The 25151-nt window shown below is 69.1% G+C and carries 20 protein-coding genes and 1 pseudogene; 12 read left to right on the forward strand and 9 right to left on the reverse strand.

Features of this window, described 5'->3' with window-relative positions; all coding sequences use genetic code 11:
- Positions 1–142: 142 nt before the first annotated feature.
- The 3 genes from AQ610_RS30245 to deoA form a co-directional block, all read right to left on the reverse strand.
- Positions 143–790, reverse strand: a complete 648-nt coding sequence (locus tag AQ610_RS30245; RefSeq protein ID WP_009916682.1) for a BON domain-containing protein — start codon at positions 788–790, stop codon at positions 143–145.
- Between the two features lie 197 nt (positions 791–987).
- On the reverse strand, positions 988–1560 hold the full coding sequence (locus AQ610_RS30250) for a cytidine deaminase (protein WP_309294834.1): 573 nt from the start codon (positions 1558–1560) through the stop codon (positions 988–990).
- Positions 1557–2879: a thymidine phosphorylase gene (gene deoA, locus AQ610_RS30255; RefSeq protein WP_006028077.1), complete on the reverse strand. Its 1323-nt coding sequence runs from the start codon at positions 2877–2879 to the stop codon at positions 1557–1559. Before deoA ends, AQ610_RS30250 begins: the two co-directional genes overlap by 4 nt.
- A gap of 222 nt (positions 2880–3101) precedes the next feature.
- On the opposite strand from deoA, the gene AQ610_RS30260 reads away from it, so the two are divergent.
- Both AQ610_RS30260 and AQ610_RS37810 read left to right on the forward strand, forming a co-directional pair.
- On the forward strand, positions 3102–3281 hold the full coding sequence (locus tag AQ610_RS30260; protein ID WP_009915853.1) for a hypothetical protein: 180 nt from the start codon (positions 3102–3104) through the stop codon (positions 3279–3281).
- Positions 3282–3294: 13 nt separating this feature from the next.
- Positions 3295–3552 carry a hypothetical protein gene (locus AQ610_RS37810; RefSeq protein ID WP_043282930.1) on the forward strand — a complete coding sequence of 86 codons (258 nt, stop codon included), beginning with the start codon at positions 3295–3297 and terminating at the stop codon, positions 3550–3552.
- A gap of 37 nt (positions 3553–3589) precedes the next feature.
- Here AQ610_RS37810 and deoC read toward each other — a convergent pair whose 3' ends face one another.
- From deoC to AQ610_RS30285, 4 genes are all read right to left on the reverse strand, one after another.
- Entirely contained in the window at positions 3590–4375 is a 786-nt protein-coding gene (gene deoC / locus AQ610_RS30270) for a deoxyribose-phosphate aldolase (RefSeq protein ID WP_006028079.1), read from the reverse strand.
- Between the two features lie 13 nt (positions 4376–4388).
- Positions 4389–5663, reverse strand: a complete 1275-nt coding sequence (locus tag AQ610_RS30275; protein ID WP_009915859.1) for a NupC/NupG family nucleoside CNT transporter — start codon at positions 5661–5663, stop codon at positions 4389–4391.
- Positions 5664–6014: 351 nt separating this feature from the next.
- Positions 6015–8243 (reverse strand): pyridoxamine 5'-phosphate oxidase family protein, encoded by a 2229-nt coding sequence (locus tag AQ610_RS30280; RefSeq protein ID WP_006028081.1) that lies wholly within the window; start codon positions 8241–8243, stop codon positions 6015–6017.
- 62 nt (positions 8244–8305) lie between these two features.
- Positions 8306–8950, reverse strand: coding sequence for a glutathione S-transferase family protein (locus AQ610_RS30285; protein ID WP_009915864.1), 645 nt, complete (start codon positions 8948–8950; stop codon positions 8306–8308).
- A 213-nt stretch (positions 8951–9163) separates the two neighbouring features.
- Between AQ610_RS30285 and AQ610_RS30290 the strand changes: the two genes are divergently transcribed.
- Entirely contained in the window at positions 9164–10069 is a 906-nt protein-coding gene (locus tag AQ610_RS30290; protein WP_006028083.1) for a LysR family transcriptional regulator, read from the forward strand.
- A gap of 85 nt (positions 10070–10154) precedes the next feature.
- On the opposite strand, the gene AQ610_RS30295 is transcribed toward AQ610_RS30290, so the two are convergent.
- Positions 10155–10808 (reverse strand): TetR/AcrR family transcriptional regulator, encoded by a 654-nt coding sequence (locus AQ610_RS30295; RefSeq protein WP_006028084.1) that lies wholly within the window; start codon positions 10806–10808, stop codon positions 10155–10157.
- Between the two features lie 113 nt (positions 10809–10921).
- Between AQ610_RS30295 and AQ610_RS30300 the strand changes: the two genes are divergently transcribed.
- The 6 genes and pseudogenes from AQ610_RS30300 to AQ610_RS30325 all read left to right on the forward strand — a co-directional run bounded on the left by AQ610_RS30300 (position 10922) and on the right by AQ610_RS30325 (position 19451).
- Positions 10922–11827, forward strand: a complete 906-nt coding sequence (locus AQ610_RS30300) for an SDR family NAD(P)-dependent oxidoreductase (RefSeq protein WP_006028085.1) — start codon at positions 10922–10924, stop codon at positions 11825–11827.
- Positions 11824–13422 carry a flavin-containing monooxygenase gene (locus AQ610_RS30305; RefSeq protein ID WP_006028086.1) on the forward strand — a complete coding sequence of 533 codons (1599 nt, stop codon included), beginning with the start codon at positions 11824–11826 and terminating at the stop codon, positions 13420–13422. The genes AQ610_RS30300 and AQ610_RS30305 overlap by 4 nt, the downstream gene beginning before the upstream one ends.
- Before the next feature lie 5 nt (positions 13423–13427).
- Entirely contained in the window at positions 13428–14402 is a 975-nt protein-coding gene (locus tag AQ610_RS30310) for an alpha/beta fold hydrolase (protein ID WP_009915865.1), read from the forward strand.
- 449 nt (positions 14403–14851) lie between these two features.
- Entirely contained in the window at positions 14852–16315 is a 1464-nt protein-coding gene (locus AQ610_RS30315) for a sensor domain-containing diguanylate cyclase (RefSeq protein WP_009915867.1), read from the forward strand.
- Between the two features lie 137 nt (positions 16316–16452).
- Entirely contained in the window at positions 16453–16902 is a 450-nt protein-coding gene (locus AQ610_RS30320) for a zinc-finger-containing protein (RefSeq protein WP_006028089.1), read from the forward strand.
- 614 nt (positions 16903–17516) lie between these two features.
- Positions 17517–19451: pseudogene (locus AQ610_RS30325) on the forward strand (S53 family peptidase).
- 592 nt (positions 19452–20043) lie between these two features.
- On the opposite strand, the gene AQ610_RS38470 reads toward AQ610_RS30325, so the two are convergent.
- Positions 20044–20970 (reverse strand): hypothetical protein, encoded by a 927-nt coding sequence (locus tag AQ610_RS38470; RefSeq protein ID WP_375371839.1) that lies wholly within the window; start codon positions 20968–20970, stop codon positions 20044–20046.
- Between AQ610_RS38470 and AQ610_RS38475 the strand changes: the two genes are divergently transcribed.
- From AQ610_RS38475 to AQ610_RS30345, 3 genes are all read left to right on the forward strand, one after another.
- Entirely contained in the window at positions 20930–21997 is a 1068-nt protein-coding gene (locus AQ610_RS38475) for a collagen-like triple helix repeat-containing protein (protein WP_009915874.1), read from the forward strand. The two genes, AQ610_RS38470 and AQ610_RS38475, sit on opposite strands and share 41 nt — an antisense overlap.
- 90 nt (positions 21998–22087) lie before the next feature.
- Positions 22088–23371, forward strand: a complete 1284-nt coding sequence (locus AQ610_RS30340; RefSeq protein WP_006028092.1) for a methyltransferase family protein — start codon at positions 22088–22090, stop codon at positions 23369–23371.
- 418 nt (positions 23372–23789) lie between these two features.
- Positions 23790–25133, forward strand: a complete 1344-nt coding sequence (locus AQ610_RS30345; protein WP_009915875.1) for an O-antigen ligase family protein — start codon at positions 23790–23792, stop codon at positions 25131–25133.
- Positions 25134–25151 lie beyond the last annotated feature (18 nt).

Here is a 25151-nt window from a genome sequence, read left to right on the forward strand (position 1 = left end):
GGCGCGGGGTCGCACGCTGCAAGGCGTCGTGCGGTCGATCCGGCGTCGAACCATCGGCCTGGACGCGGGCCGACGGCCGCTTGCCGCCGGTCGGTGCCGGACGCCACGCGCGCCGCGCGCCGCGTGCATCGCCGCCCGCGCCTTACGCGACGGTCAGTTGATCGATGACCTCGCGCACGCCCTTCACCGACCACGCCGCGCCGCAGGCCGCGCGCCGCTCGATCAGCGAATCGACGGTGCCCGTCAGCGTGACGATGCCGTCGCGCTCGTCGACTTCGATATGCGCGGCCTCGCGCTGCGCGCGCCGCGCGAGTGCATCCGCGACGCGCTCGCGCACGGTCGCGCCCGCGTCCTGCGAGCGCACGGCGATCCGGTTGACGACGCCGATCACGCCGCGCATCCGGCTCACGACCGTCTCGGCCGCCTGCCGCTGATAGCCGAACTCGACTTCGCCCGTGAGCGTGACGCACCCCTCGTCGACGTCGACGCGGATCTCCTGCCCGGACAGCCCTTCCTGCCACGCGAGCGCCGACACGATCGCGGCGGCGAGCACTTCGTCGTCGCGCGGCGATTCGCTCGGCAGCACCTTCAGCTCGAGCACGAGCGCCCGCGCGCCGGCGACGCGCTGCGCGGCCTTCTGCGCCGCGTACTTCTGCGCCCAGCTCGGCACGAAGCCGCGCAGCGTCACGATGCGATCGTGCACCGACACGTCGATCTGCCGCGCATCCAGCGACGGATCCCAATACAGTTCCTGTTCGACATCTTGCCTGAGCGCAGCATCGGATTTCATCGTCGTCTCCTCGCCGACCGGTTTCGATAAACGGCCGCCGGCGGCAGAACGCGCGCGGCGGCGCACGCAAACCAGCATCGCGCATTGCGCGGCGCGGACCTTGATGCGCGTCAATGAAGGGAAAATGACAGACGAATAACGCGGAAAGCACGCGAAGCATGGCGCGGCGCGGCGAATCGCGCACGCGCGGCGCCGCGTCACTTCAGATAGAACGCGTCCGGCAGCAGGTCGCCCGCGCTCGTCACGCGCGCGTCGCCCGACATGTTCGCCAGCACGACTTCGAGCGTCGGCGTGCCGAGTTCGATCATCACCTGCCGGCACGCGCCGCACGGCGCGATCGGGCCGTCCGTCTCGCCGACGACCGCGATCGCCGCGAACTCGCCCGGCCGGTAGCCCGCCGCGAGCGCCGAGAACAATGCGGTGCGCTCCGCGCAATTGCACAGCCCATACGACGCGTTCTCGACATTGCAGCCGTGGAAGATCTTGCCGTCGTTCGTCGCGAGCGCCGCGCCGACCTTGAAGTTCGAATACGGCGCGTAGGCCTTTTCGCGCGCGGCCTTCGCCGCTTCGATCAGTGCGTGGTGAGTCATGTCGTGTTCCCTTGTTCGATGATTCGATGTCCGGCGATTTCGTTTTTGCGCCGCGGTGGGCGACGTTGCATGTTGCTTGCGCGGCGTGGCGCGCCGCGACATATCCGATATCCGCCATGCCTCGGCCGCTTCGATGCGCCGATGCGCCGATGCGCCGACGCCCGCCACATGATCGATCATTCGATCACCGCATAGATGGCGCGCGTCTGCGCCGGCGGTTCAGCCCCGATCCGATACGCGCGGCGCACCGCGTCGGCGGCCTGCGCGGCCGCGTCGGCGTCGCGCGCGTGAACGGTCGCGAGCGGCTGGCCCGCCTCGACGCGCTCGCCCAGCTCCGCGAGCGCGGACAGCCCGACCGAATGATCGAGCGCGTCGCCGATCTTCGCGCGCCCGCCGCCCAAGCCGACGACCGCGAGGCCGAGCGCGCGCGCGTCGATCCGCTCGATCCAGCCGGCACGCGCGGCGGCCACCGGCACGGCAACCGCCGCGCGCGGCAGATGCCGCTCCGGCCGCGCGATCAGATCGGCGGGCCCGCCGAGCGCCGCGACCATCCGCGCGAACCGCTCGGCAGCCGCGCCCGATTCGAGCGCGGCGCGCAACCGGCGGCGCGCGTCGCCCGCGTCCGCGGCGAGCCCGCCCATCGTCAGCATCTGCTCCGCGAGCGCGAAACCGACCGCTTCGAGCCGCGCTGGGCGCGCCGCGCCCGTCAGGAAATCGATCGCGCAGCGCACCTCGATCGCATTGCCCGCGCACGGCGCGAGCGCCTGGTTCATGTCGGTGAGCGTCGCGGCCGTCTTCATTCCGGCGCCGTTGCCGACGTCGACGATGCTGCGCGCGAGCTCGGCCGATTTCTCCGCCGTCGGCATGAACGCGCCGGAGCCGACCTTCACGTCCATCGCGAGCGCGCCGACGCCCGCCGCGAGCTTCTTCGACAGGATCGACGCGGTGATCAGCGAGATCGACTCGACGGTCGCCGTCACGTCGCGCACCGCGTAGATCCGCTTGTCGGCGGGCGCGAGCTGCGCGGTCTGGCCAACGATCGCGATGCCCGCGTCACGCACGACGCGGCGCAATGTACCGACGGACGGCGCGACGTCGTAGCCGGGAATCGCCTCGAGCTTGTCGAGCGTGCCGCCCGTGTGGCCAAGGCCGCGCCCCGAGATCATCGGCACGTAGCCGCCGCACGCGGCGACCATCGGCCCGATCAGGAGCGACGTCAAGTCGCCGACGCCGCCCGTCGAATGCTTGTCGACGACCGGGCCGTTCAGGCGCTCGCCGCGCCAGTCGAGCACGTCGCCCGAATCGCGCTGCGCGAGCGTCAGCGCGATCCGCGCGGACAGCGGCAGCTCGTTGAAATGGACGGCCATCGCGAACGCGGCGATCTGGCCTTCGGTCACGTCGCCTGTCGTCACGCCGCGCACGAAACGCACGACGTCGGCCGCATCGAGAGGCTCGCGGTCGCGCACCTTGCGGATGAATTCCTGCGGCAGAAAAGTCATGGTTTGCCCAAGCCGTTGATTATCAGCGACACAATTGAATGGCATTCGGGCGCATTCGAAACGACGAAGCCGCCCACTGCGCGCGCCGGCGGCCGATCCGTCGCCGAAGCCGCGCGGCCGGGTGAAAGATCGAAATTCGGCATATCACTCTAACCTGGGATTTTCCCTGTCAAGGCGGCGCGGGTTGCGGCCGTTAAGTTGACTAAAGACACGGAGGTCGACATGCTCTACGCCATCTTGATGCCGAAAGCCGAAGCCCCGCTGGGTTACTACGATTCGTCGGTCACGCCGACGCCGGAAGACATGGCCGACTACCTCGCGAAGACGATGGGATTCGACGATCGCGACGACTGGATCGAAGCTTACGGCGTCGAGAGGCTCGGCTATGCGCCGGTTCATTGACGGAAGTTGCCGGATGCGTCCCGCTCCATCAGCCGTCCGCGCCCGCCCGCTCGCTCGCCTGGCGGCGCGCGCATCGCGGCGGGTGCGCCGGCGGTTTCGGCCGCTCGCGCCGGCTATCGAATGGCGCGCGGTCCTGAACGCGCTGCCCGGCCGCCGCTGGCTTCGGGCGCTCGACGAACTCGCTCGCGCGAGCGCGCCCCCGAGCCTCGGCCTGGTCGCCATCGAACGGCGCGCCGATCGCAATCGAACGCGACGCGCCCGCTTCGACTGACGCCGCCCTTTTGCAACGCGCAGCGCCCGCGCCTCACTCAATACGCGCTGCCGCGCGTCGCGCCCGCCCGGTGCCCGAGCGTCTCGAGCAGATTCCCGAGCAGCCCCGACGCGCCGAAGCGGAACGTCGCGCTCGTCAGATAGCCGGAGCCGAGCTCGCGCTCCGCGAGCGACAGGTACTGCGCCGCATCCTGCGCGGTGCGCACGCCGCCCGCCGCCTTGAAGCCGACCATGCGCCCCGCGACGCGGATCGTCGCGAGCATCACGGCCGCCGCGTCGAGCGTCGCGTTCACCGCGACCTTGCCCGTCGACGTCTTCAGAAAATCCGCGCCCTCCTCGATCGCGATCTCGCTCGCCCGGCGGATCGCCGCCGCGTCGCGCAGCTCGCCCGTCTCGAGGATCACCTTCAGGCACTGGCCGCCCGCCGCCGCGCGGCATTGCGCGACGAGCTCGCGCCCGACCCGCTCGTCGCCGTCGATGAGCGAGCGATACGGAAACACCACGTCGATCTCGTCCGCGCCGCGCGCGAGCGCATCGGCCGTCTCGCGCGCGGCCGCGTCCGGATCGGCCGCGCCGTGCGGGAAGTTCGCGACGGTCGCCACCGGCAGCACGAGCCCGTGCCGCGCGAGCGCCGCATGCGCCGCGCCGACGAAGCGCGGGTACACGCACAGCGCGGCGGGCGTGCCGACCGGCGTGTCGGCCGACGCGGCAAGCGCGGCGATGCTGTCGTCGGTGTCGTCGTCGTTCAGCGACGTGAGGTCGATCAGGTGCAGCGCCTTCAGCGCCGCTTCGGTCAATTGATTGCGATTCAACGAAAGCTCCATGCGGGCACCTCGTTCAGGAAAGGGACAGGAACAGCCCGGCGATCGTCGCGCTCATCAGGTTCGACAGCGTCGCGGCCGCGAGCGCGCGCAGGCCGTAGCGCGCGACGCCGGAGCGCATGCCGGGCTCGACCGCGGTGAAGCCGCCCGTCAGGATCGCGATCGACGAGAAATTCGCGAAGCCGCAGAGCGCGAACGACACGATCGCGATCGTCTTCGGCGCGAGCACCGGCAACCCGGCCGCGGCGACCTGCGCGGCGTCCTTCAGATAGGGCGACAGCGCGCCGTACGCGACGAACTCGTTCAGGATCAGCTTCTGGCCGATGAAGCTGCCGGCCACCGACGCATCCTGCCACGGCACGCCGATCAGCCACGCGAGCGGCGCAAACAGCGTGCCGAGCAGCGATTGCAGCGTGACGCCGGCAAAGCCGAGCCAGCCGGCGACGAGCCCGACCATCGCGTTCAACAGCGCGATCAGGCCGATGAACGCGATCAGCATGGTACCGACGTTCACCGCGATGCGCATCCCGACGCCCGCGCCGGACGCGGCCGCCTCGATCACGTTCGCCGCGCGCTTCTCGTCGAACTCGAGCGAATCGACGACGACGCGCGAAGGCTCCGTCGTCGGGCACAGCATCTTGCCGAACAGCAGGCCGCCCGGAATCGCCATGAACGACGCGGCGAGCAGATACTCCATCTTCACGCCGAGCCCCGCGTAGCCGGCGAGCACCGAGCCCGCGACCGACGCCATGCCGCTCGACATCACCGCGAACACCTCGGTTGCGCTCATCCGCCGGATGAACGGCTTCACGAACGCGGGCATCTCGCTCTGGCCGAGGAAGATCGTCGCGACGGCCGAGCACGCCTCGATGCGGCTCACGCCGAGCAGCTTCGCCATCGCGGTGCCGACGATCCTGATCAGCCACTTCATCACGCCGACGTAGTACAGCACCGCGATCAGCGACGTGACGAACACGATCATCGGCAGCACGCGCAGCGCGAACGCGAAGCCGCCGTCGCCGAAGAGCGCGAACATCTTGTCGCCGACGAGGCCGCCGAACAGGAACGCGACGCCGTGCTGCCCCATCTCCAGCACGCTGTTGACCGCGTGCGCGGTCGCCGCGAGCGCGTCGCGGCCGACGGGCACGAACAACACGAGCGAGCCGATCGCGAGTTGCGTCGCGAGCGCCGCGACGACGGTGCGGGCGCTGATCGCCCGCCGGTTGATCGACAGCGCATAACCGACGCCGAGCAATACCACGATGCCACACAAGCTGCGCAAGATGTCCACGAACGTACCTCGGAGATGGGATGGAACGCCGCCGTCGCCGGCGCGACCGGTCCGGCTCGCCGGCCGGCTCGACCGGACGCGCGAGCCCGTTTATTCATCGGACGAGAACATAACGTGCGCGGGCGGCGAACGCCAGGGGTCGAATCGATCGGGGAACGAAAGATGTGCGCTCGCGCGTGCGGCGCGCGATTTCGGTTGTCGGCGGGATTTTGGTGAGGTAGGCGTGTGCGGTGCGGGGCACGCAGCCTGCGGCTCGCGCGAGTGACGAGTGACGAGTGACGAGTGACGAGTGACGATACAGCGAAGCGATGAAGCAACGAGGCGGCAGCTTCGCCGCCCCGGTCCGTCGCGCTACAGATCCAGCGTCACGCGGGGCGGCCCGCTTTGCGCATCGCCGATGCAATCCGGCGTCGCCATGCAGACGAGCGCCATGCCCGGCGCGACCTCCGCGTCGACCGCACCGCCGTAGCGAACCCGTCCGCCGAGCACGCGCACCGCGCACGTGCCGCATGCGCCCGATCGGCAATTCGAATCCGCCGGCACGCCGTGCGCCTCCGCGAGTTCGAGCAGCGTGCCGTCGCGCGGCGTCCATTCGACCGTGCGCTCCGACCGGCTGAACACGACGGTCGCCGCGTGTTCGCCAGCCTGCCTGTCGGCTTTCGCGTCGTCTCTGTCGTCGTTCTTCTCGCCGCCACGCGACGCCGTGCGCCGAATGCCCGACGGCCCGAATGTCTCGAAGCGGATGCGCTCGTCGGGCACGTCGAGCGCGCGCAAACCGTCGTACAGCGATTTCATGAACGCCGCCGGCCCGCACAGATAGAAGTCGTAGCTGCCGAACGGCAACACGCGCGTCAGCGCGTCGACGCTCACGCGGCCTGGCGACGCGTCGGTCGGCGCGCCGTTGGCGCGACTGTCGAACAGGTGCACCGACAACGCCGGATGCGCGCGCGCCGCATCGGCGAGATGCGCGGCGAACGGCCGCTCGGCGCCGCGCCGCGCGCCGTGCACGAAGTAGATCCGCTTCGCGTGCGCATCGGCCGGCGCGCCCGCCGCGCGGTACGCGAGCGCGCCGTTGAGCATCGCGATCATCGGCGTGATGCCGATCCCCGCCGACACGAACACGGCGGGCCGCGGGCTCGCCGCATCGAACGTGAACGCGCCGCGCGGCGCCATCGCATCGATGCGCACGCCGGGCCGCGCGTGATCGTGCAGCCACGACGACGCTTTGCCGTCGCGCTTGACGCTGATCCGGTAGCGCCGGCCGTCGAATGCGTCGGACAGCGTGTAACTGCGGATCAGCGGCCCGGATCGCGCGGCCGCGGGCAACCGGATCGTCAGATGCTGGCCCGGCTCGAACGGCGCGAGCGGGCGCGCGTCGGCGGCTTCGAAATGGAACGAGCGGACGTCGGGCGTCTCGTCGCGCACCGCCGCGACGACGAGCGTGCGCCAGCGGGTGTCCGGCGACGGCGCGGAAATCACGGCGCAAGCCTGCGCCATCTCTTTCGTCGCCTGTGTTGCCTCCGACGCCTTCAATACTGTCGATGACGCCGACGATTCCAGCACTTGCGCCGATTCCATCCCCAACGAAGACGAAAACGCGCCCGCCCCGCTCCATGCCGCGAACTGCGGCGCGAACCGCGGCGCCGACCACCGCAACGGCAGCACCGCCGCGCTGCGCCGCACTTCGCGAATCCGCAAGCGCACGAGCCGCTGCGCGCCGTCGAACGCGGCGATCGCCGGCCCGTCCCAGACGATCTCCGCGTCGGCCGCGACGTACAGCAAGTCGCCTCGCTCGAAGTCGACGAACAGCAAACCCGCGCGCGGGTCGTGCAGCAGATTGCCGATCGTGTTGAAGAAGTTGTTGCCGCTGTAGTCGGGCGTCGTCAGCGTGCGGTCGTCGTCGACGCGCACGAAGCCCGGCGGCCCGCCGCGATGCGACACGTCGACGCCGCGCGCGCCGCCCGCCGCATCCGACGCGTTCGCGGTCGCGATGAAGAACGTATCCGCGCGCGCGAGCAGCGCGCGGTCGTCGGCGTCGAGCCGCGCGGCGCGGCGCTGAGGCGGCGCGGCGTCCGCCTGCCGAGGCGGCGCGGGCGTCGGCGTGCGGCTCTGGATGTACTTCGCGCAGTTGCCGAAGCTCTGGCCGACCGTCACCGACATCGCGTCGCCCGCGAGCGACGCGACGACGCCGTTGATCCGGTTGCGCCGCCGCGTATGCAGCTCGATGCCGAGCCCGCCGAGCAGGCTGCCGACGCGCCAGTGGCCGGCGAGCGGATCGTCGCGCAGCGTGCCGCCCGCAATGTCGAGCGTGCGCGGCTGCGGCGACGACACGAAGCCCGGCGCGCCGACGCGCAGCGTCGCCCATGGCTGGCCGTCGCCGTCGATGCCGCCGACGACGAAGAACGGCAATTGCGCGAAGAACGCGCGATGTTGATCGGGCATGAATGTACGGATGCCGCGCCCGCCGGACACGGCGGCCGTATCCAGAACGCCCGCGCGCCGCTGCGCGGCGAGCTCGCCGTCGTGAAACGGCGCGACGGGCGGCGGCGCCTCGGGCGCCGCCGACGCAGGTTGCGTCATGTCGTTCTCCTTCGCAAGGGTCCGGTGGCGGGCAGCGGCGGGCAGCGCCGCGCCCGGCGGCGTCAGGCCACGCGCAACCCCGCGTCGCTCGCGGGCATCGGCACGAAACCCGGCAACGCCTCGATGCGCGCGAGCCACGCGCGCAAATTCGGGTAGGGATCGAGCGACACGCCGCCCTCGGGCGCGTGCGCGATGTACGCATACGCGGCGACGTCGGCGATCGTCGGATGCCCGCCCGTCGCGAAGCGCTTGCCGGCGAGCTCGGGCTCGATCACGTCGAACAGCCGCTGCGCGATCCGGATCGCGCTCGCGCGATCGAGCGGCGCGCCGAACAGCGTGACGAGGCGCGCGGCGGCCGCGCCGTACGCGATCGGTCCCGCCGCGAGCGACAGCCAGCGCTGCACGGCGGCCGCGCGCGGCGGATCGTCGGGCAGCCACGACGGATCGCCGTAGCGCTTCGCGAGATAGACGAGGATCGCGTTCGAATCGAACAGCACGAACTCGCCGTCCTCGATGACGGGCACCTGTCCGAACGGATTGAGCGCGAGAAATTCAGGGCGGCGGTTCGCGCCGCCGCGCATGTCGACTTCGACGAGCTCGACGGGCAGGCCGAGCAGCGACAGGAACAACTGGACGCGATGACAGTGGCCGGACAGCGGGCTCCGGTGGAGCCGGATCGGCGAGGCGGGCGGGCGGCGGGTGGACATGGGGCGGCACTCCTCGAACGAAGGGCGAAGCACAAAAAACAAGCGCCAAACGACGACGCAACACGGCGCAAACGCGCGGCGGCCGAGAGCGCCGGCCATCGGCGCGGCGCAGCGACGATCCGGCGGCCGACACCCGCAGCGTAGCGCGCGCATCCCGTTCACATAAGATGGATAATTGCCGAAACACAATCCTTGATGAATGGACAATCGGCAATGGCGGACATCCGCGACGTGAACCTGAACCGGCTGGCGATCTTCGTCGCCGTGGTCGAGGCCGGCTCGCTGACGGCGGCGGCCGAACGGCTCGGCCTCGCGAAGACGATGGTGAGCACGCACGTCCAGCGGCTCGAGGCGGAGGTCGGCGCGAGCCTCGTCGTGCGGACCACGCGGCGGCTCAACGTGACGCAGGCGGGCCGCGCGTTCTACGACGCGTGCCGCGACATCCTGCGAGCGACCGACGCGGCGCTCGCCGCGGTGGCGGGCGACGCGGGGCCGCTGCGCGGCACGCTGCGCGTGAGCGCGCCCGTCGATTACGGCGCGCTCGTCGTCGCGCCAGCGCTCGTCGCGCTGCGCGACGCGCATCCGGCGCTCGACGTCGAATTGCAATGCGACGACCGCGTCGTCGATCTCGTGCGCGAGAACCTCGACGTCGCGATCCGGCTCGGCCGGCTCGCCGATTCGAACCATCGCGCGGTGAAGCTCGGCGGCTTCGAGCGCTGGCTCGTCGCAAGCCCGGCGTTCGTCGCGCGCCACGGCGCGCCGGCCGCGCCCGATGCGCTCGGCGCGCTGCCGTACGTGATGCTGTCGACGGTGCCGCGCACGACGCTCGAGCTCGCGAACGCGCGCGGCGAGCGCGCGAGCGTGCGTTGCAGGCGCGCGTTCGTGTCGAACACGGCGACCGCGTGCCGCGCGGCGGTGCTCGCGGGCGGCGGCTTCGGCGTCGCGACGAGTTTCTCGAGCGCCGGCGACATCGCGGCCGGCCGGCTCGTGCGCCTGCTGCCGGGCTGGTCGTTTCCGCCCGGCGACATCCACGCGGTGTTTCCGTCGGCAAGCCATTCGTCCGCAAAGGTGCGCGCGTTGATCGACGCGCTGAAGGTGCGGCTCGCGGCGTCATGCTGAAGGCGCGGGCCGCCGCGCAAGCGCGGGCCGCAAGCGCGCGACGGCTCGGAGCGACGGCTTGGAACCCAGCGCCGGCGCCGCCCGCTCACTTCGCCGCGAGAAACCGCAGCGTCCCGAGCAGCACCTTCCGGCAATTTCGCACCATCTTCTCCTCCGGATCGCGATAGCCGGTCAGCAGCCATGCCGCGCCGACGTTCGTCATCGCGCCGACGAGCGCGAGCCCGATGATCCGCTGGTCCGCGCGCGCGTCGGCGTTCTCGCTCACCGGCCCGGCGAGCGAAATGATCATCTTGCCGAATTCGAGCAGATTCCGTTGATAGGTCGCATCGGTTTCCGCGCTCACGCCCATCACTTCGAGCAGCAGCACGCGCGCCGCGCACGTGTTGCGCAAAAACGCGAAGAACGCCGCGAGCCCCGCGTCGACCCGCGCCTCGAGCCCGTCGCGCGCGCCGCCGAGCGCGTCGACCGCCCGCGTCACCGACGCGCGCAACTGCTCCGCGTGATGCTGATAGGTGCAGCGCAGCAACGCGTCGGCGCTGTCGAACGCCGCGTAGAAATAGCGGTCGTTGAGCTTCGCCTCCTGGCAGATCGCGCGCACTGTCGCCCGGCGAAAGCCGATCGTGCCGAAGATCCGCGTGCCCGCGCGAATCAGCGCGTCGCGGCGCTCCGCGGCGCGCGCCTCGGATGCGACCCCGCCGTATGGGCGGCCCTTCTTGCTGAGTTCGAGAGAGTTCTCCATTTCGCTATTTGACATCAGTCAATGTCAAAATTAAAGTGGTGACGGTTCACACCACATTTAAATCCGACATATATCACGAGACACCACGAGACACCCTTAGGGAGGGCCGTCAGATGAGGAATCTTTCCGGCAAGGTGGCGGCAATCACGGGCGCGGGCTCCGGCATGGGGCGCAGCCTCGCCGTCGGGCTCGCGCGGCGCGGCTGCCATCTCGCGCTGGGCGACATCGACGAGAGCAGCCTCGCGCAGACCGTCGCGATCTGCGCGGCGCACGGCGTGAAGATCACGTCGCAGCGGCTCGACGTCGCGTCGCGCGACGCGGTGTTCGACTGGGCGCGCAAGACGCGCGATGCGCACGGCAAGGTCAACCTCGTCTTCAACAACGCGGGCGTGTCGCTCGCGGCGCCCGCCGAGACGGCGCGAATCGAAGACTTCGAATGGATCATGGGGATCAACTTCTGGGGCGTCGTGCACGGCACCCAGGCGTTCCTGCCGTATCTGCGCGAATCGGGCGACGGCCACGTGGTCAACACGTCGAGCCTGTTCGGCCTCGTCGCGATGCCGACGCAAAGCGCGTACAACGCGACGAAGTTCGCGGTGCGCGGCTTCACCGAGGCGCTGCGCATGGAGCTCGAGCTCGAAGGTGCGCCGGTGGGCGTGACCTGCGTGCATCCGGGCGGCGTCGCGACCAACATCGCCACCGCGTCGCGGATCGATTCGAGCATCGCGACGCTGACCGGTCAGGATGTCGAAACGCATCGCCGCGCGGCGAACCGGCTCATCAACGCGACGACGCCCGAGGCAGCCGCGCGCCAGATCATCGCGGGCGTCGAGCGCAACGCGCGGCGCGTGCTTGTCGGCGCCGACGCGCGCCGCGTCGACAAGCTCGCGCGCCTGTTCGGCGCCGCGTACCAGGTCTTCGTGCTGCGCTTCGTGCGCAAGTCGCGCGCGCGCAACCTCGCGCGGCAACAGGCTGCGGCACGGCCCGCCCCCGTTACTATCAGCAAGGACCCCGCATGAGCTCGACGACAGACTGGAACGCCGCGCGCACGCCCGACGAGCGCGCGCCGCATGCGGCAACGGGCGGCGCCGCCCGCGCCACGACCGACTTCGACGTGCTGATCGTCGGCGCCGGCCTGTCCGGCGTCGGCGCCGCGTACTACCTGCGCGAGCGCTGCCCGGACGCGACGTATGCGATCCTCGAAAGCCGCGCGACGATGGGCGGCACGTGGGACCTGTTCCGCTACCCCGGCATTCGTTCGGATTCCGACATGTTCACGCTCGGCTTCAGCTTCCGGCCGTGGCACGGCGACAAGGCGATCTCGGACGGCCAGACGATCCTCGACTACATCAGGGACACCGCGCGCGCATACGGCATCGACAAGACGATCCGCTTCAGCCACAAGGTGACGGCCGCGAGCTGGGATTCGACGAGCGCGCGCTGGACGGTGCGCGTGCAGCGCGCCACAGGCGACGCGCAGCACGAGGAAGCGGTCTACACGTGCCGCTTCCTCTACATGTGCAGCGGCTACTACGATTACGACGAAGGCCACGCGCCGAGCTGGCCGGACATGGACGCGTACCAGGGCCGCATCGTGCATCCGCAGCACTGGCCGGGCGATCTCGACTACAGGGACAAGCGCGTCGTCGTGATCGGCAGCGGCGCGACCGCGGTGACGCTCGTGCCGTCGATGGCGGCCGACGCGCGCCACGTGACGATGCTGCAGCGCTCGCCGACCTACATCGTGTCGCTGCCCGCGCGCGACGCGATCGCGGACGCGCTGCGCCGCTGGCTGCCGTCGGGGCTCGCGCACCGGCTCGTGCGGCTGAAGAACGTGCTGCTGACGATGTACTTCTATAACCTCGCGCGCCGCCGCCCGGATGCGACGAAGAAATTCATCCTCCGCGCGGCGGGCAAGCAGCTCGGCCCGCAGTTCGACGTGAACAAGCATCTGACGCCGCGCTACAAGCCGTGGGACCAGCGCCTCTGCCTCGTGCCGAACGGCGATCTCTTCAAGGCGATCCGCGCGGGCCGCGCGTCGATCGCCACCGACGAGATCGAGCGCTTCACGCCGGGCGGCCTGCGCCTGAAGAGCGGCCAGCGCCTCGAGGCCGACGTGATCGTCACCGCGACGGGCCTGAAGGTGAAGATGCTGGGCGGCGCGGCCGTGACGGTAGACGGAGCGGCCGTCGACCTGTCGCAGACGGTGTCGTACAAGGGGATGATGTACAGCGGCGTGCCGAATCTCGCGTCGTCGTTCGGCTACACGAACGCATCGTGGACGCTGAAGGCCGAGCTGATCGCGCAATACGTGTGCCGGTTGCTCGAGCACATGCGCACGCACGGCTACGACGTCTGCGTGCCGCGGCTCGCGCCCGGCGGCATGGAGCTCGAACCCGCCGTCGACCTGACGTCGGGCTATATCCAGCGCGCCGCCGGCGTGCTGCCGAAGCAGGGCACGAAAAAGCCGTGGAAGTCCTACCAGAACTACGCGCGCGATTTCGCCACATTCAGGTTCGGCCCGCTCGCCGACGGCGCGATGCAGTTCGAGCGCCGCCGCCCGGCGCTCGCCGAACGTGACGCCCCCCATCAGCCCGCCTATGAAGGAAGGTGATCCCGATGATAATCAAGCTGTTCCATTTTCTCGTCTATGCGTTCGTCGCGCTCTTTGCGTTCACGCTGTTCACCGCGTATCGCATCAAGAAGATGTTTCCGCCCGAGGGCAAGTTCGTCGACGTCGGCGCGGACCGCCTGCATTACGTCGAATACGGCGAAGGCCCGCCGATCGTGTTCGTGCACGGCCTCTGCGGCCAGTTGCGCAACTTCGCGTATCTGGACCTGCAGCGGCTCGCGAAATCGCATCGCGTGATCCTCGTCGACCGCCCCGGCTCCGGCCGCTCGACGCGCGGCCCGCGCTCGAGCGCGAACGTCTATGCGCAGGCGCGCACGATCGCGATGTTCATCGCGACGCTCGGCCTCGACAAGCCGGTCGTCGTCGGCCACTCGCTCGGCGGCGCGATCTCGCTCGCGCTCGCGCTCGACCATCCGCAGGCCGTGAGCCGGATCGCGCTGATCGCGCCGCTCACGCACACCGAGACCGAGCCGCCCGGCCCGTTCCGCGGCCTCGCGCTGCGCTCGTCGCTCGTGCGCCGCTTCGCGTCGTTCACGCTCGGCATTCCGGTGTCGATTCTGCAAAGCCGCAAGGCGATCGAGCTGATCTTCGCGCCGGAAGCGGTGCCGCACGACTTCGGCGTGAAGGGCGGCGGTCTGCTGGGGCTGCGCCCGCATGCGTTCTATTCGGCGTCGTCGGATCTCGTCGCCGCGCCGGAGGATCTGCCCGACATGGAAAGCCGCTATGCGGCGCTGACCGTGCCCGTCGACGTGCTGTACGGCCGCGGCGACCAGATCCTCAACTGGCAGCGTCACGGCGAAGCGCTGAAGAAGCGGCTCGACGCGGTCAATCTGACGGTCGTCGACGGCGGCCACATGCTGCCCGTCACGCAGCCCGCGCAGACGACGGACTGGCTGCTCGAGGTCGCCGGCAAGCCGGTGGCCGCCGCGCCCGAGCGCCTGACCGAAAGCGCGGAAAGCTGAATCGGCGGTTGACGACGGCAGGCTTCGCGACGCGCGCCGCCTTTTGTGCGGCGCGTTTTTTTTGATCGGGCGGCCGCCGTCGCGCGCCCACGCCGCGGCGGGATCGCCTCGCAACCATGCGGCAATCCACCGCATGCGCATTCCGCCCCTCCACCGCGAATCGGACTTGCGGCGACGAACGGCCGCTGCGCAAATCCGCCTAGGGAATTGCCCTTGTGCGACGCTCGAATGCTCAAGAAAATGTGGCATTGCACGATAACCCGAATAACCGTCGCCTCCGCGTGAGCTGAAACATTCGCGCGGCGGCGGACGAAACGACGGTCCGATCGAACGGCGTGCGCACACCGCGACGCCGCCGGTCCGATCACCCGACAGGCTCCCCCGACGTCATGCGCAAGCGTTCGACCTCCTTCGCGACTCGTCACCTGCAGTCATGGATGCAGCGCTTGATGTCGCCGACGGGCGTAATCGTTTGCGGCGTGCTGCTGCTCACGCTGATCTGGCTGTTCTGCGCGCGCGTGCTGTACGAATCGCGCAATGACGCATACCTGCATGCGGTCGAAAACGCGCACAATCTCGTGCTGCTGCTCGAACGTGACATCGCGCGCAACATCGAGCTCTACGATCTGTCGCTGCAGGCGGTCGTCGACGGCGTCAACGATCCGCGCATCATGGCGCTCGATCCCGCGATACGCAGCAAGGTGCTGTTCGACCGCGCGGCCACCGGCAAGTATCTCGGCACGATCTACGTGATGAACGAGCGCGGCGACGTCGTGCTCGACTCGCATTTCCCGCTTCCGCCACCCGTCGCTAATTTCGCGTATCGCGACTATTTCGTCTATCAGCGCGACCATCCGCAAGGCGGCCTCTACATCAGCAAGCCGTATGCGGCGCGCCTGCGGCACGGCGCGCTGACGGTCGCGCTGAGCCGGCGCATCACGCGCGCCGACGGCTCGTTCGGTGGCATCGTCGTCGGCACGCTCAGCATCGATTACTTCCGCGCGCTGCTCGACGGCCTGTCGGTCGGGCCGGACGGCACGGCGTCGGTCTTCGAGACCAACGGGCTGTTGATCACGCGCCTGCCGTTCGATCCGAAGATGGTCGGGCGCAGCGTCGCCAACTCGGCCCTCTACGCGCATGCGAGCGCCGACGACGCAGGCGTGTTCACCGGCGTCGCGTCGATCGACAGCGTGCGGCGGCTCTACGTGTACAAGCGGCTGCCGGGGCTGCCGATCGTCGTCAACGTGTCGCCCGCCGAGCGGCACGTCTTTCTGCAGTGGCGCATCCGGGCGCAGCGGCTCGTCGCGCTGATGCTCGTGTTCGGCATCGTGATCGTCAGCGGCACCGCGCTGCTGTCGCGCGAGCTGCGCTGGCGGCGGCACGCTGAGCTGCGCCTGCAGCGCCTCGCGCGCACCGATGCGCTAACGGGCCTCGGCAACCGCCGGGCGTTCGACGAGAACCTGCGCAGAGAATGGGCGCGCGCACTGCGCACCGGCCGGCCGCTGTCGCTGCTGTTCGTCGACATCGACCAGTTCAAGGACTACAACGACGGCTACGGCCACCAGGCGGGCGACGGCGTGCTGCGCGAAGTCGGCCGCTGCCTCGCGCTGAACGTGCGCCGCGCGGTCGACGACGTCTCGCGCTACGGCGGCGAGGAGTTCGTGATCACGCTGCCGGACACCGACGCGAAAAGCGCGACCGCGATCGCCGAGCACATTCGCCGCGCGGTCTACGATCTCGACATCCAGCACGCGAAAAGCCCGTATGCGCGCGTGACCGTCAGCATCGGCCTCGTCACGTCGCACGAGCACGTCGCGCACTCCGACACGACGCTCGTCAAGATGGCCGACGCCGCGCTGTACCAGGCGAAGTCGACGGGCCGCAACCGCGTCTGCGGCGCGCGGCACGCTTGAGTTGGCACGCTTGAACCTGCGCGGCGGCCGCGCCGCTTCACGGCTCGCGATCACGCCCGGAAGGAACCGCGGCCGCGCGATCCGGTCATTCGTATACGCTATCGCTTTGTCCACCCTCGAGACCTCCGCCCTGAACCATGCGAGTCGGCCGCCCCGTTCCCGCCCTCCCCCAACCCGTCTGCGACTACTGCGGCGCAAAAGCGCTGCTCGCGCGCTTCGGCGACGACGCGTATCCCTATCGCGAAGATCACGGCGAGCTGTGGATCTGTTCGCCGTGCGACGCGTGGATCGGCGTGTTTCCGCGCAGCCGGCGCCACGTGCCGCTCGGCCGGCTCGCGAACGCCGAGCTCAGGCACGCGAAATCCGAATTGCATGCGGCGCTCGAGCCGCTCGTCGCCGCGAAGATGCGGCGCGACGGCTGCAACGCGTTCGAGGCGCGCGCGAAGGGAATCCGCTGGCTCGCGACGCAACTGGGGCTCGACGCCGCGGCAAGCACGATTCACGCGTTCGATCTCGACGCATGCCGGAATGCGCTGCGGCTCGTCGAGCAATTCATGTCCCGCAAATCCCCACCCGCGAATTCGTAATACGGATTCGCCGCGCCCATTTCGCCTCGAACGCCTTCCGTCGATTGACTGACAACCGTCTTAATCGAATTCGAGCCGAACGAATTATGCACCTAAATTTTTTAGATCCAATCAAAAAAAGTTTGACGCTCTGATTTTTTCCTTGCTATCTTTTCGCAGACAAATGCCGCGAGGGCGCGCGGCACAAGCACTATCCGACATCATCCTGACTGAATTCTTCCAATTCAATTACGTTATTGGCGAGGGGCGGCATTCAAATCACGAAGAAACCGCAATGAATTTCCGGGCCATCGATTAATTCCCGATTAACTGGCAATCCAATGCCATTCATTGCGAATCGGAAATACCGAAAATCGCTCGATTAACTGCGGATACGCGGTCTTTCGCGCGCCATATGAATTGGATTCCTAAGCATTTGAAGAACGGCCGGCGTGAAACGCGCGGACTCGCCCGACGCGAACCGCGCCGCCGCTGAAGCCCAACGAAGGGAGGAAATCATGTCGCCGTGAACGTCTGCCTCGCCGCATCGCCGTGCATCGGCTGCGCGCCGCGCGTCCGTACCCGTCGGAGCGCGTCGCCGCATCCGTTCTTCATCGTTTTCTTGGGGCTCCAAAATGCAGAGAACTCAGCATGTCAACCGGCTATTCTCGAAACGCTTCGCGCTGTCGCTGCTACCGCTGGCGATTGCCGCCACGTTGTCCCCGCTCGTCGCGCACGCGGCCCCCGACTGGGCGCCGACCCGCACCGACGCCTTCCTGATCGCGCGCGCGAGCGCCGCGGCCGCATCGCAAACGCTCGCGAAGACCGCGCCGAGCTACGCGCTCAACGTGATCGGCACGCCCGAGCTCACCGATACGAACGTCACGCCGCTCGAGCTGAGCCAGCCGCTGCACGTGACCATCGTGCTGAAGAGCCGCAACGAAGCGCAGCTCGACGCGCTCGTGCGCGAAGTGAACCAGCCCGGCAGCGCGAACTATCGCAAGTACCTGACGCCCGAGCAGTTCAACGCGCGCTTCGCGCCGACCGACGATCAGGTGCGGGCCGTCGTCGCGCACCTGAAGGCGAACGGCTTCGGCAACATCACGGTATCGGCGAACAACAAGCTGATCTTCGCGCAAGGCAACGCGTCGAACGCGGAGCGCGGCTTCCATACGACGCTCAAGCGCTTCAACTACCGCGGCAAGGCGGTCTATGCGAACGACTCGGCCGCGCTGGTTCCCGCATCGCTGAGCCCGTTCGTCGAATCGGTGCTCGGGCTGCAGAGCGCGGCCGTTCCGCATCGGCTGATCCATCGCGGCACGCCGGCCGACGCGCGCATCCAGACCGACACGATCACGAAGAACGCGACGGCGAGCGGCTCGCAGGTCGGCCATCAGCCGACCGATTTCGCGCAGATCTACGACGCGAGCGGCCTGCCCGCCGCGACCAGCACGACGGTCGGGATCATCACGTGGGGCGACATGACGCAGACGATCGCCGACCTGAACACGTTCACGCAGAACGCGGGCCTGCCGACCGTCAACACCGCCGTCGTCGCGGGCAGCGCGGGCACGCTCGCGAACGACGGCGATCCGAGCGAATGGGATCTCGACAGCCAGACGATCATCGGCACCTCGGGCGGCGTGAAGCAACTGATCTTCTATGCGGCCGTCAACGGCGACAGCAACGACAGCGGCCTCACGAATGCGACGCTGACCGCCGCATACAACAAGGCCGTCACCGACAACGTCGCGAAAGTCATCAACGTATCGCTCGGCGAGGACGAAGCAGCCGCGAATTCGGACGGCTCGCTCGCCGCGAACGACGCGGTGTTCAAGCAGGCGGTCGCTCAAGGGCAGATCTTCTCGGTGTCGTCCGGCGACGCGGGCGTCTATCAATGGTCGACTTCGCCGTACGGCTCGCCCGGCTACGTCGGCACCTACAGCGGCGGCAAGGTGACGACGAAGATCAATCTGGCGAAGTACAGCGTGTCGTCGCCGGCGAGCTCGCCGTACGTCGTCGCGGTCGGCGGCACGACCCTGTCGACGAGCGGCACGACGACCTGGGCGGGCGAGACCGTCTGGAACGAAGGGCTCGCCTACGCGGACGTCAGCAGCAGCGGCCAGCCGCTCGACAATGCGGTGCGGCTGTGGGCGACGGGCGGCGGCGTCAGCGGCTACGAAGCGGCGCCGAGCTGGCAGACGGCCGCGCTCGGCAGCTCGGTGACGAAGCGCGTCGTGCCGGACGTCGCGTTCGACGCCGCGCAGGCGACGGGCGCGTATCTCGTGATCAACGGCTAGGCGAATCAACTGGTCGGCGGCACGAGCCTCGCGTCGCCGATCTTCGTCGGCGGCTGGGCGCGCGTCGAATCGGCGAACGCCAACAGCCTCGGCCTGCCGACGTCGGCGTTCTACCAGGGCCTGCCGGGCAACCCGTCGCTCGTCCACGACGTGACGTCGGGCAACAACGGCTACAACAGCTACGGCTACAGCGCGAAGTCCGGATGGGATGACGACACCGGCTTCGGCAGCCTCGACTTCGCGAAGGTCAGCGCGAGCTCGGTCAAGTAGCGGGCGGGAATCGCCGCGCGTCGCCCGCTCGGGACGCGCGGCGGGGCCGAGTCGTGGCCGTATCGGCATCGGGGATGGGTGCCGGTGCGGTGGGCGGCGGATGTCGGTTGCCGCTGGTTGCCGGCGCGCGCGCAGCAATCGATCAACGTGCCGGCCACCACGCGAACGCGAGAACGCCAAGGCGGCCGGCAAAGCGATGCCGAACGGTCGGTCGAAGCCGCGTCTACCTCACGCTCCTTTGCGAATCGAGCCGTTTTCGTGCGATATCGCAACGCACGCGACACATTCGAGTTCGCACTGCATATCGACATGTCGACGTCCGACGCAATGCCTTGGCGATACCCGAATGTTCCGCGGTCCCGGCGCAGCCCGTTACGTCGCCCGGAACGTCACGTAGCGAAACGGGAACACGCTCTTTGCGGTCTCGCAGAAAATCCGACTTTCCAGGCCAATCTCGAACGATTAATCGATGATTTGATATTTTTTATACATTAAAGAAGGCGAACTCTACAAAATAATCAATGGTACGAAAATTGCATCGACGGCTGGCATCGTGATTTATCTGGGAGCCTGTCATGCAAAAACTGTTCAATCAATCTGCCATCGCAATCGGCGTTTCCGCACTCCTCGTCCTGTCGGGCTGCGGCTCGGTCGACGGCCCGTCGTCGCCGTCCAGCGGCGTCAAGCCCACTACCGTCGGCAATACGGGAACGTCGGGCACGTCCGGCACCTCGGGTTCGGGCGGCACGTCCGGATCGTCGGGTTCGGGCACTTCCGGGACTTCCGGGACTTCCGGGACTTCGGGCACTTCGGGCACTTCGGGTACTTCGGGTACTTCGGGTACTTCGGGTACTTCGGGTACTTCGGGTACTTCGGGTACTTCGGGTACTTCGGGTACTTCGGGTACTTCGGGTACTTCGGGCACTTCCGGCACTTCCGGCACTTCGGGCACTTCGGGCACTTCGGGTACTTCGGGCACTTCCGGCACTTCCGGCACTTCGGGCACTTCGGGCACTTCGGGCACTTCGGGCACTTCGGGCACTTCGGGCACTTCGGGCACTTCGGGCACTTCGGGCACTTCCGGCACTTCCGGCACTTCGGGCACTTCGGGCACTTCGGGCACTTCGGGCACTTCCGGCACTTCGGGCACTTCCGGCACTTCGGGCACTTCCGGCACTTCGGGCACTTCCGGCACTTCGGGCACTTCCGGCACTTCGGGCACTTCCGGCACTTCGGGCACTTCCGGCACTTCGGGCACTTCGGGCACTTCGGGCACTTCGGGCACTTCGGGCACTTCGGGCACTTCGGGCACTTCGGGCACTTCGGGCACTTCGGGCACTTCGGGCACTTCCGGCACTTCCGGCACCTCCGGCACCGCCTCCTCCCCGCTCGGCAACATCCTCTCGCAGACCGGCAACCTGATCACCGCGACGGGCACCGTCGTCTCCGCCACCGGCAACCAGATCTCCGGCACGTCGGTGCCGGGCGTCAACGGCGCGACGACCACGAACCTCGGCAACGCCGTCAGCTCGCTCGGCAACGGCGTCCAGACGCTCGGCAACGGCACCGTCGCCGGCCTCGGCACGCTCGGCACGTCGACGAACCCGCTCGGCCCGACGCTCACGTCGACGTCCGGCGTCGTATCGAACGTCGGCAACGCGGTCTCGTCGCTCGGCCGCGTCGTGACAAGCATCGGCACCGGCCCCCTCGCGCCGCTCGCGCCCGTCACGTCGCCGCTCGGCGGCGTGGTCGGCACGCTCGGCAGCACCGTCACGCAGGTCGGCTCCGGCCTGAACAACGTGCTCACGAGCGCGCCCGTCCAGCAGCTCGAAACCGGCGTCAGCTCGATCATCAACCCGATCACGAACGCCGTATCCGGCACGACGCAGACGATCGGCACCGCGACCGGACTCGGCGCGCCCGTCAACAATCTGCTGGCCACCGTCGGCAACGGGCTGAACGCGGCCGGCGCGAAGGTGTCGGGCTCGACGAACAACCAGGTGGTCCACGCGGTCGGCGGCGTCGTCAGCCAGCTCGGCAACACGGTCACGAGCGTCGGCGGCCTGCTGACGGGCGGCACGACCAATCCGCTCGCGCCGATCACCGGCGTGCTGTCCGGCGGCTCGACCAACCCGCTCGCGCCGATCACGGGCGCCGTCGGCTCGCTTAGCGCCACGCTCGGCGTCAACGCGGGCCTCACGGCGGGCGCGACGCAGCCGGCGGGCACGGCGACGAATCCGCTCGCGCCCGTCACCGGCCTGCTCGGCGGCCTGTCGGGTTCGGCGGGCGGCAATGCGACGGCCGGCCTGAGCGCCGTGCTCGCGCCCGTCACGAACCTCGTCGGCTCGCTGAGCGCCGGCGTGCACGGCACCGTCGCGGCCACGCCGCCCGCGACGGCCACCGGTTCGACGACGACCGCGCCCGTCACGGGCGTCGTCGGCAGCCTGACCGGCAGCACGACCGCGAGCGGCTCGTCGACGACGAACCTGCTCGCGCCCGTGACCAACCTGCTCGGCGGGCTGCTCGGCGGCGTGTCGGGCAAGTAGGCGCAGGCAAGCCGAACGGCGCGGCGGCCGGGCCCAATCATTCCAAACCGCCCGGCCGCCCGCCGTCCATGTCATGACACGGGGGATGACATGCAATCCACTCTCGACAGCGTCGCGAACGCGCAAGAACGGCCACCGCGTTCGGCGACGCCATTTTCGATCGGCCTCGCCGGCATCGCGGCGGGGCTCGTCACGCTGTGGGCGTCGCGCGGCGCGGCCGCGCTGACGGGCGCCGAGCGCAGCCTGCTCGCGTGCGCGGCGATCATCGCGACGATCGGCGCGTATGAGCTCTTCATCGCGCGCGTCCATCTGCGGCCGAGCGCCGGCCTCGCGAATCGCGCGTTGCGGCCGCTCAGCGTCGCGCGCGTGTCGCTGCGGCTCGCCGCGCTCGCGTCGGTCTACGCGGGCATCGCGCTCGTCTACTGGCTGCTGCCCGAATATCACGGCGCGTTCTACCAGCCGTTCTGGTCGCTCGTCGGCATGCTCGCGCCGTGCGTCGCGCTCGCCGCGCCGTTCTATTTCGGCTGGATGGACCGGCGCATGCGCGACGCCGACGACGCCTATCTGTGCTGGGGCCGGTGGCTCTTGCGCGGACAGCGCCCCGCCGACTGGCGGCCGATCCGCGAGATGCTCGCCGGCTGGGCCGTGAAGGCGTTCTTCCTGCCGCTGATGGTCGTCTATCTGTCGACGGACGCCGAGCGCATCGGCGCGTCGTTCGCGAGCGCTGCCAGCGCGCCGTTCTCGCTCGCGACGTTCCGCTTCATGTACGACCTGTCGTACACGATGGACCTGATGTTCGGCGCGGTCGGCTATCTGTGCACGTTCCGCCTGCTCGATTCGCACGTGCGCAGCGCCGAGCCGACGACGCTCGGCTGGCTCGCCGCGCTGATCTGCTATCAGCCGTTCTGGTCGCTGATCGCGAACAACTACATTCACTACGAAGGCTCGATGTTCTGGGACAACTGGCTGCTGTCGGTGCCCGTGATCCGCTTCGCGTGGGGCGTGGTCATCGTCGTGCTGCTGCTCTGCTATGCGTTGTCGACGATCTCGTTCGGGCTGCGCTTCTCGAACCTGACGAACCGCGGCATCATCACGTCCGGCCCGTACCGGTTCACGAAGCATCCCGCGTATCTCGCGAAGAACCTGTCGTACTGGATGATCTCGGTGCCGTTCGTCGAGCCGCTCGGATGGCGCCTCGCAATCATGCATTCGGCGGCGCTCGTCGCGGTGAATCTGCTGTACTGGCTGCGCGCGAAAACCGAGGAACGGCATCTGATGCGCGATCCCGACTATCGCGCGTACGCCGAATGGATCGCGCGGCACGGCATGTTCGCGAAGCTCGGGCGGATAGCCGGATGGGGGCCGCGCACGTAACGCCGCCTGCCGGCAGACGACCGGCGAGCGCCGGCCCGCCGCGGCCGCCTCGCCCGCGCGCGATCTTCCGCCACGCGCGCGCCGCCTCCCATCGCCTTCCCCTATTTTTGCTGCAGCCAGCGCCGATTCCCCGCCTTCCGCGCGATCTGCGTAGTGTGGGCTGTCGTACTTTCCCGGCCGAACGGCGACGCTATCCTTCGACGCAGATGCATGGCTCGCGCGTCGATCCATGTTCGACGCCGTCGCCCACGGGCGGCGGCGGCGCCCGCCAACCGGGCCGTCGAGGCGACGGCCGGCCGCGCGAAAGCGTCCACGCGCGCGCGGCCCGAGTGAATCAGACGAATCGAGCCGAAACCGCCGTTGTTGCGGCATCGCTCGCTGATTGAAGGCGGTGCCCGCAACCGTTCGAGACCCGACGATGCCAGCCCGCAAGACCCGGCGGTTCGATCCGCAGTTCGACTCGCCATCCGACCACTACGCACCGATGCCACGTATCTCGAAGATACACAGGCTCTGGGCGGCGACGTTCGTCATCGCAGTCGCGAGCGACGTGCTGTCCGGCGCCATCCGCTACTACACGTCGCTCGCGGGCGTCGCGGCGCTCGGCTATCTGCCGAAGGCGCTGATGGTCGCGTGCCTCGGGCTCGCGATCGTCCAGCGGCCGAAGGCGAGCCACGTGCTCGTCGCCGCGTACCTCGCCGCGCAGACGTGCGTGTCGCTCGCGAACGGCGTGAGCCTCAGTGCGGCCGGCTTCTGGATCTGGACGATCGCGCCGATGCTGTTTGGCATCGTGATGCCGCTGCAAGCGCTCGACGAGCTCGAGTCGCGGCGGATGCTCGGCGCGTTCGTCGCGCTCGCGCTGCTGTGCATCGGCGGCGTGCTGCTCAACTATTTCGTGAAGCTGCCGTGGGTAGGCGGCAGCATCGACATCGGCGGCGTCAGCGTGCAACTCGCGAAGTCCTCGTATGTCGGCACCTCGTCGCGGCTGCCCGGCTTCGGCCGCAGCAGCGCGACGACGGGCCTGATGATCGGACTGCTGACGACCTGGATCTTCCCGCGCCTGCGCTCGCGGCTCGCGCTCGCCGCCCTGCTCGCGCTCGCGGCGCTCGGCATCTGGGCGACGACGAACAAGACCACGCTCGTCGCGCTCGCGCTCGTCGTCGCGCTGCATGGCATGCTGCGCACGCGTTCGCTTCGCACGGTGTGCATCTGGACGAGCGCGATCACGATCGCGCTGCCGGTCGCCGGCTGGATCGTGACGCTCGCGAGCACGCAGGACGTCGGCAGCTCGGGCTCGCTGTCGTCGATGCAGGACCGCTTCATCAACACGTGGCCGCTGCTGATCGAAGGGCTGCTGCGCGAGCACCTGATCTGGTTCGGCATCGGACCGGGTGGATTCGGCTCGGCGGTCGGCTACTACACCGCCGATTTCGGCTTCAACGTCGGCTACGCGGACAACATGGCGCTCTACACGGTCGCGAACTTCGGCGTGATCGGCGCGGCGCTGATCGTCGCCGCATTCGTGCGCCTGATCCTCGCGCTGCCGGCGAACGATCGGCCCGTCTGGCTGATGCTGTGCTTCCTGCTCGTGAGCGGCGTGACGACCGACATCTGCGAGACCACCGGCTGCCTGCTGTTCCTCGGCCTGACGCTGCGCTCGATCAACCTGCACGCGCCGCGGCGCGCGCGCGTCGCAAGCGCGCGCATCGCGTTCGAGCGGCTGCGATACGGCGCGGGCGTGGTCGCGCCGAATGCGCGCTGACGCCCCGATGCGCCGCAG

Source organism: Burkholderia humptydooensis (assembly GCF_001513745.1).
In the GTDB taxonomy this organism is placed as follows: domain Bacteria; phylum Pseudomonadota; class Gammaproteobacteria; order Burkholderiales; family Burkholderiaceae; genus Burkholderia; species Burkholderia humptydooensis.

Excerpts from the sequence above, each read along its gene's own strand:
- AQ610_RS30260 (WP_009915853.1), top strand. The coding sequence starts at position 3,102 with ATGCTCTACGCCATCTTGATGCCGAAAGCCGAAGCCCCGCTGGGTTAC.
- AQ610_RS30310 (WP_009915865.1), top strand. The coding sequence starts at position 13,428 with ATGATAATCAAGCTGTTCCATTTTCTCGTCTATGCGTTCGTCGCGCTC.
- deoA (WP_006028077.1), bottom strand. The coding sequence starts at position 2,879 with ATGACTTTTCTGCCGCAGGAATTCATCCGCAAGGTGCGCGACCGCGAG.
- AQ610_RS30280 (WP_006028081.1), bottom strand. The coding sequence starts at position 8,243 with ATGACGCAACCTGCGTCGGCGGCGCCCGAGGCGCCGCCGCCCGTCGCG.
- AQ610_RS30300 (WP_006028085.1), top strand. The coding sequence starts at position 10,922 with ATGAGGAATCTTTCCGGCAAGGTGGCGGCAATCACGGGCGCGGGCTCC.
- AQ610_RS30320 (WP_006028089.1), top strand. The coding sequence starts at position 16,453 with ATGCGAGTCGGCCGCCCCGTTCCCGCCCTCCCCCAACCCGTCTGCGAC.
- AQ610_RS30345 (WP_009915875.1), top strand. The coding sequence starts at position 23,790 with ATGCCAGCCCGCAAGACCCGGCGGTTCGATCCGCAGTTCGACTCGCCA.
- deoC (WP_006028079.1), bottom strand. The coding sequence starts at position 4,375 with ATGGAGCTTTCGTTGAATCGCAATCAATTGACCGAAGCGGCGCTGAAG.
- AQ610_RS30340 (WP_006028092.1), top strand. The coding sequence starts at position 22,088 with ATGCAATCCACTCTCGACAGCGTCGCGAACGCGCAAGAACGGCCACCG.
- AQ610_RS37810 (WP_043282930.1), top strand. The coding sequence starts at position 3,295 with ATGCGTCCCGCTCCATCAGCCGTCCGCGCCCGCCCGCTCGCTCGCCTG.
- AQ610_RS30285 (WP_009915864.1), bottom strand. The coding sequence starts at position 8,950 with ATGTCCACCCGCCGCCCGCCCGCCTCGCCGATCCGGCTCCACCGGAGC.
- AQ610_RS30315 (WP_009915867.1), top strand. The coding sequence starts at position 14,852 with ATGTCGCCGACGGGCGTAATCGTTTGCGGCGTGCTGCTGCTCACGCTG.
- AQ610_RS30250 (WP_309294834.1), bottom strand. The coding sequence starts at position 1,560 with ATGATCGATCATGTGGCGGGCGTCGGCGCATCGGCGCATCGGCGCATC.
- AQ610_RS30295 (WP_006028084.1), bottom strand. The coding sequence starts at position 10,808 with ATGGAGAACTCTCTCGAACTCAGCAAGAAGGGCCGCCCATACGGCGGG.
- AQ610_RS30305 (WP_006028086.1), top strand. The coding sequence starts at position 11,824 with ATGAGCTCGACGACAGACTGGAACGCCGCGCGCACGCCCGACGAGCGC.
- AQ610_RS30290 (WP_006028083.1), top strand. The coding sequence starts at position 9,164 with ATGGCGGACATCCGCGACGTGAACCTGAACCGGCTGGCGATCTTCGTC.
- AQ610_RS30245 (WP_009916682.1), bottom strand. The coding sequence starts at position 790 with ATGAAATCCGATGCTGCGCTCAGGCAAGATGTCGAACAGGAACTGTAT.